Below are 16,446 nucleotides of genomic sequence, written 5' to 3'. Positions count from 1 at the left end.
GTTACCGTGCCGTGACGATATCAACGGCACCGTAGCCCGTTCGTCCATAGCGTTCGGGCCGATACATGTCCTCCACCTGTGCGGATGGGTGGACATAGGTTCCCGGCGACACGGCCCGAACCATGTAGGCCACCGTTAAGAACGCGGGCTGATCCGGCCTGCGGTCAAAGGCAGCGACAAAGCGGTCGTCCCGGTACTCAGTGTGCGCCGGCTCAACATCCCGCTTGAGCCATGACAGACTTGCCACCGTATCGCTGTCCACGAGACTCGGATTGTCGATCTCAAACCCAGCCGGCAAGCGGTCAACCAGCAGCAGGCGTGCTTCCCTGGCCTCCGCCTCGGTGACCTTCAGCACCACCACGAGACGGTCGTTCTGCTGAACCGACGAAAGCTGAATCTCACTGCCGTCGAGCCGGTAGTAGTTCCGTTCCACCGTGTAGCCGTGAGACAGGGCGGGTTCGGGATCTACCGGATTGCCCAAAACTGTCAGGACAGCCTGAACCGGGGCGTTCCCGGCATTGGCGAGGCTAATTGAGACTCCGTCCAGTTCAGCACCCTTATAGGTGCGATAAAAGGTTCCACGATGCTCGGCACCATCGACAGTAAGGACGAACTTCTCCGTGGCCTGATCCACCGCTTGGGCGGCCATGACCAGCCAGGCTTCCTCCTGAGTGCTGGTCCGCCGAATGCCTCGCTCCTCCTCGATCACGCGAGAGACCGGTTGAATGAGCGCCGGCAGGTTGTTTGCCTCCGACGCAAGGGCCAGAAGACCTGCCCCGTCTCGCAATCTCGAACCATAATCAGAACGGTGACTCTTGGTATCTTGGGCACTCTGCAGGACATTGACAGCCGTCATGAAAGCCTTTTTGGCTCTGGCGCCATCCCCAAGGAGGGCGAGCGCCGCACCGATTTGGCCACGCGATAGAGGTGACGAGAACTCGTCCATCTTCGTGTCGGCAAGATAGCGCAGATCCCCCATCACCGGACGTCCGTTGCGCGCCAACACATAGGCCGCATAGGCGAGATCGGCGGCGTTGTCCTCCACCTGAGTGGTGTTGGCGACGAAATTGCGCAGCCGGTCGAGAGCGAGATTGAACGCTACTTGAGGGACTGCGAAACCCTGCTCCCGCGCGCGAGTCAGGAAATCGCCGACATAGGCATCAAGCCACATGTCATCGCCGCCCACCGACCACAGGCCGAACGAGCCATTGGAATCCTGCCGCGCCAGGATCCGCTCGATGGCCCGGCGCACACGCTCGTCCGCCTTGTCGTCGAGCGAAAGGTTTTCCTCTTTGGCCAAACGGTTGACGTAGAGCAACGGCAGTGCACGGCTCACGACCTGCTCCGTGCAGCCGTAAGGATACCGGTCGAGCGCCTTGAGCAGCCCCGGCACGTCGAGGCTCGCGAGCGGCGAGACCGAGACCGACACGGTCCCGGTACCGCCGAGAATATCGGCCACGAGATCCTTCGAGAGAGTAAGGCTTGCCCCCGGTGCAATGCTTTGCACCGTCCGGCGTGCCAGCACCCCAGTTCCAGGCTGGATTGCGACGGAGAAGCTCTGCGTCAGCTCGGTGACGTTCGGCCCTTTGAGGGTCACGTTGACCGTCGCCGTGCCCTGCCCGGCTGCCGTGATTGGGATGGTGATGCCGTTCTTGGCCTTGGCTTCAAGCCGGATCGTGGATCGCAGGGCATCCGCCGCCACGAGGATGGGGCCGCGGATATCGAGGTCGACCGTGTAGTCGCCCGCCGGCCCCTCCACATTGTCGAGCTGCATGAAGAAGCGGGAGCGATCGCCGATGGAGAGGAACCGCGGAAGCGTGCCGGCCAGCACCACGGGATCGCGAACGATCACATCGGCGCTCGCACGGCCGACGCGATCCTTCGTCCAGGCGACGGCCATGACGCGCACGGTGCCGTTGAAGGCAGGAATGTCGAAATCCACCTTCACGGATCCGTCTGCCTCCACCTTCACCACGCCGGAGAAGCGCGCCAGCGGCTCCTGCGTCGGTGGAATGCCGTCGAGAGCCTTCGGCTCCATGTCGCCGCCCGAGCGGATCGTGCCGCGTGTGCCCTGCATGCCGTCGATGAGATAGCCATAGAGATCGCGGACCTCCGACGAGAGCTGTTTCTGGCCGAAGAAATAATCGAGCGGATCGGGCGCCTCGTAGCGGGTGAGGTTGAGGATGCCGACATCGACCGCCGCGACGGTGATGCGCGCCTCCTCGCCGGGAGCCAACCCCGCCACCTTGATCGGCAGCGTGAGGCTGCTCCGCGGCCTGATCTTGTCCGGCGCATTGAGGTTCACCTGCAGATCGCGATTGTCCCGGTCGATCTCGAACCAGGCCGTTCCCAGAGAGCGGCCCGGCATGCGCTTCGCCGCCTGATCGAGGGGGCGATGGGCCATGGCAACGATGTAGGCGCCCGGTCCCCAGGCGGCCTGCACGGGCAGGATGACCGTCGAGCCACCTGCGGCGACATCGACGACACGGATGTCGTGCACGCGGTCGCTGACGACCGCCAGCGTCGCCTTGCCCTTGAAGCGCGGGTTGAGGCGCAGCTGCATCGTCTCGCCTGCGCGGTAGCTCGCCTTGTCGAGATTCATGTCGAGAAGGTCCGGCGTGTCGGCCGTCTGGTCACCCGACCATCCGACCGTGAAGGACAGGCTGGTCTGCGCGGTCTCGCCGAGATCGGGAGCGTTCACATCGAGCCTGTAGGTGCCCCACTCCACCGGAGTCGAAATGCGGGCCGGCCCGTCGGCTCCGACGGTGATGCGGCCGTCAGCCACGCGACGTGTGGATTTGATCGGCTCGTAGCCCCAGCGCCCGTCGGAATTGTACCACTGGTAGCGCCGCTCGACCTTGTACAGGCTCCAGGCGACATTGCCGCTGGCAAGACGCCGGCCCGCGGGATCGGACAAAAGCACATCGAAGCCTGCTTTCGCGCCCTCGCCAAGCTGCCCGCCGAAGGTCTTGCGCACGGCCACGACCGGGCCCTTGGGCAGGATCGGCAGCGTCACGCTGCGCTCCACCGCTCGGCCGCCCACCTCGGCCACACGCAAGGTGATGCGGGCCTCCGTCGGCCGCGGCGCTGCCATTTCCTGCACAGGGACCTGCAGGCTGACGCGTCCCTGCGCATCGGTGGTGGCATTCTGTTCGACCTCCGTGGTCGAAGCCTCCACAGGCTCGTCATCAAGGCCGATGACGTAGCCTTCCAATCCCCTGATACCGCTGGACGAAGATGCCGCCACCGAAACCTCGCCTGTGACGGCCAGATTGCTTCCCGGTGTGCCGTAGAGATAGCGCGCGGCCAGGTCAATGGGAGCTGGCTGCCCGCGACGCAGGGCGTCCACCTTCGGCGTCAGGGTCAGTTCCAGACGCTCGGGTACGTAATCCTCGACGAGGAAGCTTGCTTCCCCGACGGCAGAACCTTTGGGATCGGTATAGGCGGCCACGCGCCAGGTGCCCCGCAGCGAGCCCGACAGGATCGGGATCGACAGAGCCCGGCCACCGAGTCCTTGGTCCTGCACCAGATCGCGGCGGTATTCGACGCCGTCGGGACGCCGTATCACAATCGTCAACGGCAATCCCGCCACCGCCGCGCCTTTGCCGTCCCGCAGCAGCGCCGTCAGCGCCACCGTCTCGCCGGTGCGATAGACGCCGCGCTCGGTGTAGAGAAAGGCGTCCATGGCGCCCGAGACGGCGCGCCCTTTCACGCCCCGATCCGTCAGATCGAAGGCCGCACTCCCGAGATCGAGAAAACCGTAGTCGACACCCTCTGTCGCCACGACAAGCCCGGGAGCGAGCCCCCCTTCGCCGCGGGCGAGGCCAGGATCGAAGGTGGCCACGCCCAAGGCATCGGTCTTCTTCGTCGCCAGCACCTCGTTGTTGCGGGCGATCAGCCTGACTTCCACATCGGCATGGGGCTCCGCGCTGGCGAGCGAGCGGACGAAGATCTGCACGCCGCCCTTGCCGGTGAAAGCTGTGAGGCCGAGATCAGACACCACGAACCATTGCGTGGCGATGTTGCTCCAGTCGTCGGCGCTTTCGTTGTCGATGGCCGTGCCGTCATGGGGCTTGGCCGTCATGACATAGACACCGGGCTGGAGCTGTCCGACCGCCTGCGCGACGGGGAAAGCCGTGACCACGTCCCGGTTGAGATCGGATGCGGTAGCGAGCGTGCCGTTCCAGATCTTGACGCCCTTGTCGCGCGCGATCTCGGCTGCGGAGGAGCGGGTGAGCTGACCGAGGAAGTCGTAGGAGCGCACGGTGGGCAGCAGATTGCGGTCGCCGATGCGATAGACCTCCACATCGACCCTGGACGTGTTGACGGAGATGACCGGAATGCCCTCCTGCCCCGTGCTCGGCAGAACGTAATTGCGGCCGGTAAAGCGCGTCTGGGGCGAGCGGTCGCGGACATAGATCTCGTAATCAGCGGATTTTAACAGGTTCTCGCCCACGGACGACGGCAGGCCCTGGCGCAGCACCACGGCGTAGCGTTCGCTGTGCTTGAGCCCATCGACGCAAAGCTGCTGCCCCTCAGCGGATACGGCGGCACTGGCATTGCCCGAAACGGCCACATAGGGCGCGAAATCCACCTTCCCGGTCGCGAGCGGGTCCGAGAACTGGAAGCAGACGCGGGGAGAGGCCGCATCGGAATCGACTTTGAAGTCCGTGATCCGGAATCCATGCTCCTCGCGCAGCTGCTCATAGGTCGAGCGCACATTGGCATCGTCCTGAACCTTGAGGCTGGCCGCATAGGCGTTCAGAGACGGGCGCCATTCCTCCCGCGCAGCATAGACTTCGCCGAGGAGCGCAAGCGCCGCGGCCTCGTCGGCAGGTGTCACGGCCCGCAGATAGGCGGCATAGGCTGCCGTTGCCTGCCGTTCCTGAAGCTTGGATCGCTCGTCCCAGTTGTTGCCCGGATCAACGGCGAGCGCCGCGCGGGCATAGCCGTACCAGCTCGCGGAATTCATGGGCTCGGCTGCGACGGCGGCGGCAAACAGGTTCAGGGCCTGTCGTGGGTTGCTCCGCGCCAGAGCCATGTCGCCCTCGCGCCGCAGCTGTTGGGCAGGCTTGCCCGCGATCAGGCGTCCGCCCTCGATGTTCAGGGCCTGCTCCAGCCGGACGGCCTGACTTGCCAGATCCCCCGGGCTGAAGCTTTTTTGCGCCTGAGCGGCAAATGCGGAGGCCGTCAAGCCTGCAGCAATCAGAACGGCGCGCAGCAGAGACCGGATCATGGGATGTTCCTCGCATTCACCTGTCGACCGATGCTTCGACCTTAGCACCCGGTCGCCTAGCCCACACTAGCGTAGTGCAACAGAATTTGGGAAAATGATCCGAAATTCGGAGGTTTCGCTGATGGACTATCCCCGCTCGCGAGCATTCGTGTTGTCGTCTCTCATGCTCGCTACCCTCTTGGCTGTCAGTCCCCAGCCAGTCAGGGCGCAAGCGCCCTCCCCTGACGCCGTCATTGATGGCGCGCGTAGGGCCTTCGAGGCTCTGGTCGACGCGGATCGAAACGCGATCCAGGACGCCTTGATCTGGACCGGAGATTACAGCGGCGTGGCGGACGGAACTTTCGGGCGTCAGACCTTCGCGGCCATCGCGGCCTACCAAAGACGGATGCAGCAGCCGCCGACTGGAATTCTGACGCTTCAGGCCCACTCCGCCTTGCTTGCCGCCGCCCAGCGGGCCAGGAGTGCCGCCGGATTCACCTTGGTCGACGATCCGAAGACCGGGATACGGATCGGCATCCCGACGAAGATCCTTCCGAAGCGGAGTGTGAATCCAAGCGGCGGCAGCCGTTGGCAGAGTGCGGATGATCGAGTGACGCTCGATACGCGATCGGCACCGCCGGATGCGACCTTGCAAACGCTCTACGACCGCAGCATCGCGATGCAATCCCCTGGTCGCGTGGTGAGCTACAAGGTGCTGCGTCCCGATTTGTTCGTCGTCGCGGGTGAGACGGCGGGAGGAAAATTCTATACCCGCTACGGCAGCGGGCCTGAAGGCCTGCGCGGCTTCTCGATCGGTTACGACAAGGCGGTCGCCCCTCAGTTCGATCGGCTTGTCGTTGCCATCGCCAACAGCTTCACGCCCTTCCCGGCCCAAGCCACACCAGAGCCGGTCGCCCAGAATCCGGTCCCTGCGCCGCAACAGGGTCAGAACAAGCCCCAGGCGCCGATTGTGATCGGAACAGGGATCGCAATCGGCAGTTCGCAGATCGTGACCATGGCCCCCATCGCGTCGTGCAAGGATGTGCAGGTGTCCGGCCTCAAGCCTCGTCAGATCACCGGCCAAGGCCCCTTCGTGCTGGATTTCGCCGATACTGTGAAGGCGGAGCCGCTGAAGGCCAATCGCGGGAATCTTGTCGGGGGCTCCTCTCTGCTTGTGGTCGGCTTCATCGACGAAGGTGGAAAAGCCAGTCTTGTTGCCCTGCCGGCGCAGACCCTGGCTACGGGCCTGCTCTCCGGTCCCCTGCAGCCTGGAACGAGTGGAGCGCCTGTTCTCGACCAGCATGGCGCCCTTGTCGGACTGGTTGGCCCCATTCCTGCGGAACGGCGAACGATTGCGGGCATCACGCCGGCTTCGAGCTATCCGGTCGTTCCAATCTCGGAACTGACTGGGGCGGTTTGGGATCATCTCAGTCAGCAGCTTGAATCCGAGAACCAGAATCTCAAAATGGCCGATATGGTTAGGTCGGTGCAGCCGGCCTTAGTGGCGATTTCATGTAGGTCATAAATCTTCGATCGCTGCAATTGATCAGCGAGAGGACCGCCCAAGGCCCACTCCCAATCTGCCCAGCTGACTCCAAATGCTACGCTTCGAGGCTTCTGTTAAGCTATTGAGATAATTGAGTGTGAGTGTCGTATATGAAGCTAAACGGGAATTAGCTATGGTCTGATATTGGGATACCCGCTGTTCTGTCAGATAGCATCGTGAACTACTTCATCTGGGATCTGACTATGGAGGCTTGTATCGGCCTCCCTCATCAGCCGAGCTGCTCAAGTCCTTGTTTTCAAAGCATTTTCACTGGCTCTGGGGAAGCCCTCCCCTCCCCGCCTGGTTAACAAAATGGCTTGAGAGACGTTTTCAAACGATCAGTTTATCACGCCCTGATGAATGTACAGTAGGTTCAGGCGGCCCATGACCAGACGGGGCAAACAGGCAATGTCAAGCGGCGCAACGAGATCCGTTCAAGCTGGTAAAAGTAGCCGGTCAACTCACCTCCCTTGGGTCCAGGGTGACAATCGGGTGAGGACAAGCCCGTTTTGAGCCAGCCATAGCGATTAAAGGGCAGCATTTCTGCTGCCCTTTGCTTCGAGTACAGTTAGCTGTCTGGTGGCGGAACGTTGTTGGGACCAAGTGCGTTGCGCGATTGAGGAGTATGCTTGGCGCTTTGACGGCCTGCGGCGCCGAGCTCCTCATCGCAGGAGGACATGATGCACTCCCTTCATCCGCAAGCCCGCACCACTCCAGCCGTCCGCCAGGAGATTGCCCGCTCATCCGAGCCGACGGGCGTGCTGGCCCAGCGCTTCAGTGTGAGCACCGAGACGGTCCGCAAATGGCGCAAGCGCGGCCCCAAAGACTGTCAGGACCACAGCAGCCGGCCGCACAAGCTGCCCTGGAGGGCCACCGAGGAGGAACGCGCCATCGTCTGCGCCCTGAGGCAGGCCACCGGCTTTCCGCTCGACGATCTGACCTTCGTGGTCACGCATTTCCTGCCGCATCTCAACCGTGATGCGGTCTACCGCATCCTCAAGGCTGAAGGCTTAGGCCGCCTGCCACCGGCGCAGCAGCGCCAGCGCCGGAGCGGCACCTTCAAGGACTACGATCTCGGCTTCGTGCACATGGACATCAAACACCTGCCCAAGCTGAGAACCGCCAATGGCGAGAGCCGCAAACGCTTCCTCTATGTCGCCATCGACCGCTGCTCGCGCTGGGTGCACCTGGCCGTCAAAGACGACGAGCTGGCCATAAGCGCGATTGCCTTCCTCAAAGAAGCGATCCGCGCGTTTCCCTTCAAGGTCACCCACGTGCTCACCGACCGTGGCTCGTGCTTTACCGCTGATGGCTTCGAGGACGCCTGCCACCAGTTGAAGGTGGAGCATCGCAGGACCAAGCCCTACACGCCGCAAACCAACGGTCTCGCCGAGCGCTTCAATGGACGGGTGCAGCGTGAAGTGCTCGGCATCACGATCTACAGCCATGGGGATCTGGAGACGCTGCTCAAGGGCTTCAACCAAGCCTACAACAGAAGACGCCAGCGCGTGCTCAAGGGGCGATCACCGGACGAGGTCGTGCGAAGCCGCTTGGTCGCTGAGCCGAAGCTGGCCAATCGGCGCGCGAAGCCACCCGATCCACACGCTTTGCCTCAAGCCCTCCAGGTCGTCGCTCACGCCAAGGAGGTCTCGCATCCAGACAGTTAGCTTTCCGATCGCCCAGAGTATTTGGCATACAGAGCATCTAGGTTATTGACGACGAACTCGGCAAAGCCCGCATCGACATTGCGGTCGATCTGCAGCGTGCAACGCTTAGACGTAAAGTTGATTGTGGCCTTGACGCGCGTATCGGAAGCTTCCCAGTAACCAGGCTCAGCACGTGCTGGCCGGTCTTTGCGGGTCACCTCTTCGACGACGGAGTTGAAGCGCTCGTTCGTCTCCCGAGCGTTAAAAGCGGGCGTCTTGATGAACGCCTTCGCTTTCTCTAGCGCGGATGCATCGTTCTGGAACAGTTCAGCCAAGGGCAGCCAGCGCTTGCGACCGATCTCTGGAGCTGGGCCAATCGCGTCGATAACAGTGGCTGGAATCCGTTCGACCACCTGTAAGTACCAGGTGATCTGAGACTGGTTGCTGATGCCGAGCGCTGCCGCGATCGTCTCACGGTTGAACTTCTTCGCTTTCATCGCAGCCGCAAATCGCGCCTTCTCAATGAAGCTCAAGTCGAGTCGGGCGTTATTTTCCTGGCCTTGCGCCACAATGAGCTCAACGTCAGTCAATTGCCTGACGACCGCGCGGATTTTTCTTCCGAGCGAAGCGACGGCCTTCAGGCGCCGATGCCCGTAAGCGGCCTGGTAGCGCCCATCTTGCTGAGGATGAGGCCTTACTAGGATCGGAACGAGCTGACCCTGGCTCTCGATCTGATGTGCCAGATCAGCGATCGACTGAGTGCCATCCTCCATTCGGTCTCGGATGAAGGACTCGTCGATCAGGTTCGGATCTAGTTCAACGACCGTTTGCCCGCTCTCAACGAGTGCCTTCAAGTCCTCTAGTTCGTGTGAGTCGTCACGAACCATTGTACTTAAGCGCTTCATCACTTGGCTTGTAGGCGCATTCTGCCGAAGCAGACTTTTGGACACTGCCTGAGAAGTATTCTCAGTTTCACTCTCGCTCCCGACTTTCCGAGGTGCCGCCGTAACCGTTTCAGGGATCTCCACGAGCGTCGCGGGGACCGTCGGGGCAATATCAGAGATCTCAAGATCAGTGCTCAGGGTCGCTGAAGCCCCCTCCCCCGCCCCTGACTTTCTGTCAGATGGCTCCACGATAACGGGAACGCCACTCGGCCCGGGCTCAACAGTTAACTCGGAGATGGTTTCGGAGACTGCCCGCAGCTTGTCCTCATATGCGGGCTCCTGATTCACAGGATCAGACTCTTCCGTGTTGAGGAACGCTGCCAGTCGCTTCGCACTCTTTGCCATTAGATCCTCCCCCAAGCCTGCAGAACCAGCTTTTCAATATCGCGGTTGACGGCGTTCATGGACTCAATCGCGCGGTCGATTGTGCCTTTCGTAAAGTCCGCGCGCTCGGCTTCGTAAATGGTCTTCTTCATGATGCCGGCATCTGAGACGGCAGTGCTCTTCAGCATTTCATTGTCAAGAACATAGTCTCCGAACATCTTACGGAGATACTGAACCATTTGGGCTTGAGGCACATCGTTTGGCTCATAGCGGGTGACCAGATATTTGAGCCAGTCGTACTCTGTATTGCCGCCCGCATTTCTAAGCACGCTTAGCAGGTCCTTGGTCATCGTCAGGAACTGAGCCATAGACATCACGTCCATCATCTGCGGATGAACCGTGATCACGATGCCCGTCGCGGCACTGAGAGCTGAGAGCGTCAGATATCCCAATTGAGGAGGACAATCGATCACAACGAGATCGTAGTTATGATGCACGGTCTCAAGCGCGCCGTTTACGCGGTCGAAGAAGCGCTTTCCCTCCTGCTTGTTCTGGAGAGCCATTGGCACTTCGTGCTCGAACTCCATGAGCTCGAGGTTCGCAGGGATAATTTCCAAGCCCTCAATATAGGTTGGCCGGATAATATCCTTGAGCGGAATTCTCGCACCGGAGTAGCGGATGTTTCCATAAAGGGTCTGGTTCTCTAGGACGTCGAGCTCCGGATGGAGGCCGTGGACGGCTGAGAGGCTCGCTTGCGGATCCAGATCGATGGCCAGAACGCGATATCCATTTATGGCAAGATACTGCGCCAGATGAGCCGCAGTTGTGGTCTTTGCTGATCCGCCCTTGAAGTTCGTGCAGGCGATCACCTGAAGGTGTTCGCTTCCGCTACGATGTTTCAAATACTGCCTCTCCCCTTTCGCATTTGCGTCGAGATACGCACGCAGGTTCGCGACGTCCTTGAGGGAATAGAGGCGTCGGCCATTCGGCTGTATCTCCACGTCAGGCCCCTTCCCATCCAGCGAGAGCTGCCGCAGGTAGCTGTCCGCGACACCAAGGAGCTTAGCGACCTCTCCGGACGTCAGCTTGCGAAACGACTTTTGAGCCCGCGGCGGAAAAGCGGTCTCAAGTTGCCGGTGCAGGTTTTTGGAGAGCTTGGTTGCATGCTCTCCAATGAGGTCGAGCCCCACACGGGACGGCCGATTGGATGTTGAGCTGGCAGATACCTGACCTTCGCTCTTGAGCTGAGGCAGAGCCATCAAGGTCCTCCTTCTTACGGAAAAGTGCCGGCGAGCGGCCGAATTCCGTCTCATCAAATGCAGGGAACGTTAACATCAGGTTAAACTAGGGCTGTTCGAAACGAGACGTCGGCCACGTTCTTCTGCTGAGCCGCTCTTGCTAAATAGCTGTTGATCAACGAGAACTATCAGCGACAGAGTGTTTTAAACACATGCAAAAAACTCTGCTTGCCATCCCCAGAGACGAGGATCAGAGTTCCGTCAACCTCGCCCGCCTGCGACTGCCGGTCTGATTCGCGTTTGCCAAGTATGCCGCATCAAACCCTGCAGCAAGGTGGTCTGAAACAGTCCACCCCTTCCCTACTGGCGTAATCCGTTCCGCATACCGCGAAACCAAGAGCAGCCGAGGAACCAAACCAGACTGTCCAAGCCTGATTTCCAGTCGTGCGAGGTTTACACCGCCTTCGATTTTACACGTGTAAAATCCGGGTGGAGCAGCTCTCGCTTGTGGTTGGTCGGCCCCGACGTCAACGACCTCAGTCGAGTACAAGGCGGCGCAGGGATCGCTTAGCCGATGCCATCGACTCTCAGCCATTACGTTTTTACACGTGTAAAAACTGCAGCGATGGCCTCACGTCCATCGGGCGACGTCAGTGGAGTCGCCTTTAGCTTCTAGTGCCCTGCCCGTTTCAGCACCAAAGGTAGTTTTGAGATCCTGATATTTGGCAGGTATGATGTCGGCAGAGCGCTTCCGCTGCTGTTCCTTGATTAGATGACCGCCATGTGTTGCCAGGTCCGGGGCCGCAGACCACAAGACATCGTATTTTACACGTGTAAATTCGAGGAAGCGAGCCAAAGCCCCTCCCCTTCATGCCGGGGGCCGCCGATAACTGTTTGACATGTAAGCTGCCGGCGCAAAGTGCTAGCGGCTAAGAGAGATCCAGGCCAAGTGGAAGTCCGCCGTGTCACCACGGTTTCCACTCAGAAGGCTTCAAAGCCAGAACGCTCTTCTCGCTCCGGGTTCGCTCTCAAAGGATTTTACATGTGTAAAAAGGCCTCGCTGGTTAGGTCAGTCGCTCGTCAGGTTGGTTGCTCGTCCAGATCAAGGAGAAGCCTCACCTACGAGGCCCGCCACATCGTTCCGCCATCAGATCCCTGCGTGAAGCAGAGGGGAAGAAGGGCAGGTTCTCCGCGACGCTATGGCAGCAATTATGGGGGTACCGCTGACGGATTCGCTCGCACCATCAATCCCGTGCACACCATGTCGGATGGCGATAAGATCTTTGCCTCGTCCAAGGGCAAAGCCTCCTTAGTCCGTATCGATGTGTCTGCCCTTCGCGTTATTGCCGCGACCGTGATGCCCTGTGCGGTGTTGCAAACCGAGAGGCTGGCAGAGCACCAATTCTCAGCCACAGAGACTACGTGAACGGTTGCACCGCAGTCCCAGCCGGATCTGGGTGAACGGAGAGGGAATCCACGAATCTACGCTCATGATGCTTGCCATTCCGACACGCGGACATTGGCCAACCGACGTTCAGGCCGCTGTGGGCGCCACTGAGCCGTTCCGAGCCATGTCACCAGAGGCGCTCTCACAGAGTTGGCACAAGCCACGCCTTGATCTTGCTGAACTTGAGATGGTCGGCCACCGACGTGGGAGCCTTCGCGCTCTGTTGGACAGCATCCAGCCTGGACCTCACCTCCTCTGTCACCAGTACGTCAGCCTGCCGCCCGATGGCCAATGCGCCTTCCAGGACCTCGAGCCGATCCTGGAAGCTCATGCGGCGTCTCAGGTGCTGGGAGATATAGATCTCCCGCTCCCACTCTACCTTCGCCGTATCAGCACAAGCCAAGCGGGCGACGAACGGGAGCAAGAATTGCCGCTCGGCATCATCAGCCTCATCGTTCAGGAGCATCGCCAAGCGGCAGATCGGGCGCGAGAAACACGCCGGCATGGTCTCGACGGCTCGGACCGGCTGGTACGGGAAACCGGCCGCCACGATCGCCGCCTCGTTGATACAGGTTCCGCCGTCTTTGCCGGGGAATGGGTGTGAGCCTCGTTTCAGCTTCCAGTTCAGGATGTGATAGAAAGTGTCCATGGCAGCCATTCCTGTGGCGCCCCCACCGCAGGATGGTGATCCCCTGACAGCTCACCTGTCAATCGCACGGGGATGCCAAGTCGAAGACCTGACCTTGAATCCTAGGTGCATGGCTACCGGGGCAGCTTAGCGCGCAGGAGCGCGATGGCAGAGTACCTCAGCAGTCTATGCCCAGACGGAGCCCGAACTCGGTTGAGTAAGGACATCTCCCAGCGAAGCGACTACACCGCATCTTGTAAGGAGCATGGCAGGGCCAGACCGGCCTTGCGCGCTCGGTCGAGTTGCTTCTTCACGGACGAAGCTGACCATGTGAGGCCGCCACGCGGCGTCCGTTCCCGCATGCGTTCCAGCTGCGCCCCAATGTCCCGCAACGAGAGGCTCGAGTCGGTCATAGCGATGCCGGCGATCAGCGTCATGAGGCGATCCTCAGGAGTCTTCCGTGGGGCAGGGCGGAGGAGGGCAGGGTCCGCCATGCGCTGCGAGACGAGCTTGCCGACTGCGCGCCGCAGCCGCGCCACCGTCCAAGCTTGGCCATTGTCATTCAATACCCGGACGACATCGTCCCAAGGCTGATGCGGCCGCATCCGGCGAACGGTCAGCATCCACCGATCGGCGCCACCAATCAACTCGTCGAGGTAGACCTTCTCGCGGGCGAGGGCGATCTTCCGAATAGCCTCCGGCCTGCGTTCGCGCATGCCCGGATTGCCCGGCTTCTTGCCTCGCGCCTTGGCGGCCTTGATGCCAGCCCGTGTTCGCTCTGAGATCAGCGAGCGCTCGAGCTGTGCCACGGCGCCAAGCACTTGTAAGGAAAAAATACCTTGAGGGGTCGAGGTATCGATGGGATCGCGCAGGGAGCGGAAATGTGCCTTTCTGGCCTCCAAGGTTTCAATCACCTCGAGAAGGTGGCTGACTGAGCGTGCCAGTCGGTCGAGCCGGACCACAACCAGAACCTCAGCCGGCTTGATCTCGCGCAGGAGCCGCGCCAACACCGGCCGAGCTCGGCTCGCGCCGGATCCATGCTCCTGGTGGATCTCGGCACAGCCAGCGGCGCGTAGCTCGTCAACTTGGGCGTCGTGGGCCTGATCCTCTGTGGAGACACGGGCATAGCCAATCAGACGCTTTCTGGCAGGGGAGGGGGCCATCCGCAGTGAAAGCCTCATAGAACGTGGCAAGGGACGGCGAGTCCGCCGAAACTTCTAACGAAATGGATTGGTGATCGTGAGCCGAGCCCCAACCTGCTGGCCATGCTGAAGGTCCTCCGAGTAGAGAACCTCACATTTTGCGTCGATTGCCGCGGCAACGATGAGGCTGTCATAGACCGAGAAGCCAAAACGCCTGGTGATCGCGAGAGCCTGATCATGGATTTCGATTGTGACAGGCACAACCTCGCAGAAGTGGCGAACGCCTGCCAAGATGTCGCCGACCTCATCAAGGTCCATCTTGAGCTTACGTGTCATCACGTTCGCCGCCTCATTCAGAACTTGCACACTCACTGTCCCACCTTGGGCGAGCAGAGCCTCCGCACGATCTGCCTTGGTCGTATCCTCAGACAGTAAGTAGAGGATCACATTCGTATCGAGAAAGGGCTTAGCGCTCATTCGCTTCAAGCCGATCGAACTTAAACCCAGCGGGCAGGCGACCGCGGAACTGCCGAAGCCGGGCCAGAATGCCAGTTGCATCGGGCGATTTCGAAACCTCGAAAGCACGCGATCCAGCGATCATGATCTCGATGTCGTCGCCTTCTTTAAGGTCCAATGCTTCGACCACGGCAGCAGGGAGACGCACCGCAAGGGAGTTGCCCCATTTCGAAACCTGCATAGCGTCCTCCTGATATACGTTATTCAAATGTATATCTAAGATTGCCTAACGAATTAGGCAAGGTCGTATGTTGCGATGCACCAGCCTTGCCGTCATAGTCATTTGTACACTTTCGATTGTCATGAACAACTGATCGTTTGAAGACGTCTCTCAAGTCATTTTATTAACCGGCCACGGGAGGAAGGACTTCCCACAAGTCTGCGAAAATGGCTTAAAACAAAGGCTTGTGCAGCCATTTTTCGCCTTTAATGCTCATTGAGGCGGCTCCAGACCTGCTCGCCGGCGGCACCATCCTCGACCTCTGCCGATGGCGCTTCTCAGAGCGTTGGACAGCCGCAGCCTCCATGGTAGCAAAGCCTTGCTTTGCTTCTTCCCGTTAAGCTATAGCTCCTTGGATCAGTCACTTAGCTGGGGGCAAGCGTGGCTTTCGGGAGCAGGGCAGGGGACTTTGACGAAGAGCCGTTCCTGGCGCCCCGCACTTACGATCTGCCGGAGCTGCCGTGGGAGATCATCGCCGGACGGCTGGAGCCGATCACGATCAGCATCCTCCGGTTTGACGCCCGCCTGGAGACCTCCGGCCTGGGCGCCGGTTGGCAATCGCGCTGCGACATGACCGAAGCCGTGCGCGCCCTGATCCTCGACGGCCATCTGGTCGATGTCGGCGACCTGGTCCTGCACGATGCCGGCATGGATGTCCGCCACCCCACCCACGAGCTCACGCGAGCCGCGGCCGCCCTGCGCGCGCGGCGCACCGCTCTCGCCCGCAAGGCGCCCTGGCCGCTGTCGATTGATGGACTGGCGGCCCTGCGCGGCATCAGCCCCGTGGCTGAGGCATCCGTCAGGGCAAAGGGCAAGAAGCCCGATCCCGAGGATGACGAGGCATACCCGCCCTATGCCAACGATGCCGATCCGTGGGCGGCGCATTTCGCCGAGATCGATGCGCTTCTGGACCGCACCAACCAGGTGCTCGCCGGCGAGACCCCACTGCGCAGGAGCCGCTCGCATCTGGTCTACGATCCGGATCAGGACGAGGCGGAGGCCGAGGATCTGTGGCTCGATGTGGTCAAGCGCACCAGACACTGGCCGGCGGTCGCGGCGGCATCCGTGGCGTGGCAGGCGTGGCTCGACCTCAACCTCTACACCCGCCTGCCCTGGCTCGGCCTGATCATGGCCGCCGCCATCCTGCGGTCCCGCGGCCTGACGAGCCATCTGCTGCCGCTGGCTGCCGGGTTCAAGCAGTCGAAGTTCCGGCCGCAGGGCCGGGAAGGGGCGAAGGAGAAGCTGGCGGGCTTCTGCCAGGTGCTGGAGGAGGCGCTTGTCCTCGCCCACAAGGATCTCGACCGGCTGATCCTCGCCCGCGAGCTGATGAGCCGGGTCACGGCCAAGACCCGGAGCAACTCGAAGCTGCCGGAGCTGGTCGACCTGTTCCTGTCACGCCCGCTGGTGACGGGGCCGCTCGCGGCGAAGCTCCTGCGGGTCACGCCCAAGGCCGTTGACCTGATGCTGGCGCAACTCGGTGGTGCGCTGCCGCGTGAGCTCACCGGACGAACCCGCTACAGAGCATGGGGCATCGTGTGATCTTGGGCCGTTCAACACGGTCTGCGAACAGCCTCAACGTG

Annotated in this window: 10 protein-coding genes; 3 read left to right on the top strand and 7 right to left on the bottom strand. The window is 61.2% G+C overall.

Going from position 1 to position 16,446, the window contains the following annotated elements; all coding sequences use genetic code 11:
• Position 1 precedes the first annotated feature (1 nt).
• Positions 2–5,236, bottom strand: coding sequence for an alpha-2-macroglobulin (locus JO965_RS44370; protein ID WP_203447509.1), 5,235 nt, complete (start codon positions 5,234–5,236; stop codon positions 2–4).
• Between the two features lie 121 nt (positions 5,237–5,357).
• On the opposite strand from JO965_RS44370, the gene JO965_RS44365 reads away from it, so the two are divergent.
• Positions 5,358–6,740 (top strand): peptidoglycan-binding protein, encoded by a 1,383-nt coding sequence (locus tag JO965_RS44365; protein WP_203447508.1) that lies wholly within the window; start codon positions 5,358–5,360, stop codon positions 6,738–6,740.
• 701 nt (positions 6,741–7,441) lie between these two features.
• Entirely contained in the window at positions 7,442–8,428 is a 987-nt protein-coding gene (locus tag JO965_RS44360) for an IS481 family transposase (protein WP_203444277.1), read from the top strand.
• Here the strand turns inward: JO965_RS44360 and repB are convergent.
• From repB to JO965_RS44330, 6 genes are all read right to left on the bottom strand, one after another.
• Positions 8,425–9,696: a plasmid partitioning protein RepB gene (repB, locus tag JO965_RS44355; RefSeq protein WP_203447507.1), complete on the bottom strand. Its 1,272-nt coding sequence runs from the start codon at positions 9,694–9,696 to the stop codon at positions 8,425–8,427. The two genes, JO965_RS44360 and repB, sit on opposite strands and share 4 nt — an antisense overlap.
• Positions 9,696–10,928 (bottom strand): plasmid partitioning protein RepA, encoded by a 1,233-nt coding sequence (repA, locus tag JO965_RS44350; RefSeq protein WP_371827048.1) that lies wholly within the window; start codon positions 10,926–10,928, stop codon positions 9,696–9,698. The genes repB and repA overlap by 1 nt, the downstream gene beginning before the upstream one ends.
• A gap of 1,574 nt (positions 10,929–12,502) precedes the next feature.
• Entirely contained in the window at positions 12,503–13,009 is a 507-nt protein-coding gene (locus tag JO965_RS44345) for a hypothetical protein (protein ID WP_203447505.1), read from the bottom strand.
• Positions 13,010–13,230: 221 nt separating this feature from the next.
• A complete protein-coding gene (locus tag JO965_RS44340; protein WP_203447504.1) occupies positions 13,231–14,151 on the bottom strand; it encodes a recombinase family protein in 921 nt (306 codons plus the stop codon).
• Between the two features lie 54 nt (positions 14,152–14,205).
• Positions 14,206–14,607 carry a PIN domain-containing protein gene (locus tag JO965_RS44335; protein ID WP_203447503.1) on the bottom strand — a complete coding sequence of 134 codons (402 nt, stop codon included), beginning with the start codon at positions 14,605–14,607 and terminating at the stop codon, positions 14,206–14,208.
• Positions 14,597–14,827, bottom strand: a complete 231-nt coding sequence (locus tag JO965_RS44330; protein WP_203447502.1) for an AbrB/MazE/SpoVT family DNA-binding domain-containing protein — start codon at positions 14,825–14,827, stop codon at positions 14,597–14,599. The genes JO965_RS44335 and JO965_RS44330 overlap by 11 nt, the downstream gene beginning before the upstream one ends.
• A gap of 420 nt (positions 14,828–15,247) precedes the next feature.
• Here JO965_RS44330 and JO965_RS44325 point away from each other — a divergent pair, with 420 nt between their 5' ends.
• On the top strand, positions 15,248–16,405 hold the full coding sequence (locus JO965_RS44325; RefSeq protein ID WP_246777284.1) for an RHE_PE00001 family protein: 1,158 nt from the start codon (positions 15,248–15,250) through the stop codon (positions 16,403–16,405).
• Positions 16,406–16,446: the final 41 nt, after the last annotated feature.

Origin of the sequence: Microvirga sp. VF16, assembly GCF_016864375.1 — a bacterium.
Lineage (GTDB): Bacteria > Pseudomonadota > Alphaproteobacteria > Rhizobiales > Beijerinckiaceae > Microvirga.
Note: the sequence above shows the minus strand (reverse complement) of the source record. Positions and strands in the feature narration are given on the sequence as shown.